Source organism: Vibrio sp. OPT46 (assembly GCF_015163535.1).
Classification (GTDB): Bacteria; Pseudomonadota; Gammaproteobacteria; order Enterobacterales; family Vibrionaceae; genus Vibrio; species Vibrio alginolyticus.
In genome coordinates this window covers 1-2,302 of the sequence record NZ_JADDYG010000539.1, presented here as the reverse complement: position 1 = coordinate 2,302, position 2,302 = coordinate 1, and the positions used below count along the sequence as shown (strand labels likewise).

Below are 2,302 nucleotides of genomic sequence, written 5' to 3'. Positions count from 1 at the left end.
CACCCAAGATTTTTTTGTATTGCTGATGAATAAATCTGTTTGCACATTCTTATCCACAACCTTGGCGTGAGTAGGCTCTGGCCACAAAAAGTCTTTGCCTTCTCTGCTACCGACAATAAAAAGTCGTTCCCTTATTTGAGGAGCACCATAATCCGCAGCATTTAAGACTTTAAATGAGCACTTGTATCCTATTTTCTTAAACTCATTAAATATGATTTTTAATGACCCTCCGGGCTCATTCTTAACAAGCCAACGAGTATCGTTAGAAGCACATTTTAAACAAGGTACAGTTTCTTTGTTTGTTTCGAAATCCTGGCGAATCCTGAATGGAGCAATATTGTGCTCACCGCAACTGTTACATGTCTGATACAACACATCTGTTTTAGTGAACGTTATACCTTTAACATTTTCAAACAGAAACCATTTAGGTTTTACATCATTAACGACCCTAACAAACTCAAAAAATAAATCGCCATTCTTAGTACAATCTAATGATTTCTTTTTTCCCGCTTTGCTGAAAGGCTGACATGGTGGCCCGCCGGCGATACAAAAAATTTCCGAACCATTTGAATGCTCTTTAAACACATTAGAAGGGACTGTTCTAATATCCCCTTCTATTACCTGACACTCTTGCAAAAATTTATCTTTATCGGTGTTAGTCTTTAAGCGATCAAAAAACTGCTCTTTTTCAAAATCACTTAAGCGATTAAAACATCTTTGTTGCAGAGAGTTAGAGATAAAGCTCTCCAGTTCTTTACCTTCTAGATGACATAACTCCTTATTTCTTCTAAGTGTTTCACAAGCTTGAGGTTCTAATTCGTTAGCAACGAGCGTTGTAAATCCGGCCTGCTCTAGACCAAGATCCATACCGCCAGCTCCAGTGAATAGAGAGATTAAGGTATGCTGTTTTTTCATGATAACTATACGTTCACATTTGTTTAGCGCTTACATTAGCGCTAAGATAACATAAATGATTATCGATTGGTACGTAACATGACACAGAACAGAGTCGACTTTATAAGTGATCTAAATCAGTTTGAAAATTGGTTGATTTCCTACTCCGCTCTTTCGCCAAAGGTGGCGAAAGACACTAAAAGTCGAGTAAATCGTATCCATAAATCTATATGTTCAGAATTAGAGCAAGAGATAGCAAGCAAAGAAGGTTACTTAAAGCTACTTGCCAAAATCCAAGTATATTCAGAACAGAATACAACAACTAAAGCAGCATGTTACAGCCTAACAGGTAGCCTCCGTTCAGCACTAAAGAAGTTTACAATTTACAAGCATCCGGAGTTATCAGAGAATCTACCTACAGCACATGGTAACCTCGTAAAAGCAATAGCAAAGACAATTTAATGTTCATTGCGGTGACAGCTTTTGTGACAAAAAATTAGCAACCTGAATAGCCACAAAGTCAGTAGACACTCGTTAGTCCAGTGACGACTCTCAACACAATAACGCCCCCCCCATGTGTCAATAACCCCGTAATCACCTCCAGCAATACCTCACTTGTTTCGTTAAGCTCTCGCCCCTATTGACACTTGGGGGGCATATTCACGACGACTGAGTAACCATAGAATGTGATTACCTAACAATAACGGTGATTTAAATCACAAATACACATGCAACTAAAAGAAAATCATGGTAGGTGATTCTTGCAAGTTAAGCGTATTTCACCCGAATTAATCTAACTCTACGTACTATCTCACTCACTTGATGTCACTTCTCTCTCTTTATTTATAAATCCAGAACAAAAACAATTTTTACAATTAAAACAAAACGATAAAAAATTAACTTTATCACTATAGATATCGATGTTCGATATACCGAAATCTAGAAAGCTCAAAATCAGCAAAGACTAGATTTTAGCCGCTAAAAAACCAACAAAACACACCCAAAAGATCTACGATATATCGAAAAATTGAAGCTAAAATTCACAAACGTGATGTTAAAGTGCAGTTTACAGCCCCAAAGCCTTATGCATAGACTATCTCAAAGTCAATAGAGAGACTGGCAAAGGAGATCGGTATGGGTACAGAACATCGCGACGTAACGACTAAAGAAAACACAATGACCACTGAGGAAAGCCTCTACAACCACTATGGAGGATCTCCGCTGCTTTCATTTACTCAGGTTGCGGAGATCCTGCATCGCAGCCCTGAAGGCTTGAGGATTACACTTCGTACAAATTGCGAACTAGCCAATAAGCTAAAACCAAACCGGATAAAAATAGGCAGACGCGTTTATTTCAAGGTCTCCGATATCGCCAACTTAATTGACCAGGCGACCCCGGGCAATATGG

The 2,302-nt window shown here is 38.6% G+C and carries 3 protein-coding genes; 2 read left to right on the top strand and 1 reads right to left on the bottom strand.

Going from position 1 to position 2,302, the window contains the following annotated elements; genetic code table 11:
* Positions 1-915 (bottom strand): DNA cytosine methyltransferase (locus IQR33_RS22230; protein ID WP_193844049.1); only part of this gene is annotated, 915 nt, incomplete at its 3' end.
* A gap of 78 nt (positions 916-993) precedes the next feature.
* Here IQR33_RS22230 and IQR33_RS22225 point away from each other — a divergent pair.
* Entirely contained in the window at positions 994-1,356 is a 363-nt protein-coding gene (locus IQR33_RS22225) for a hypothetical protein (RefSeq protein ID WP_193844048.1), read from the top strand.
* A gap of 672 nt (positions 1,357-2,028) precedes the next feature.
* Positions 2,029-2,302 (top strand): helix-turn-helix domain-containing protein (locus tag IQR33_RS22220; protein WP_228014063.1); only part of this gene is annotated, 274 nt, incomplete at its 3' end.

What these genes read in the sequence shown, in the direction of transcription:
- IQR33_RS22225 (WP_193844048.1), top strand. Translation starts at nt 994, where the DNA reads ATGACACAGAACAGAGTCGACTTTATAAGTGATCTAAATCAGTTTGAA.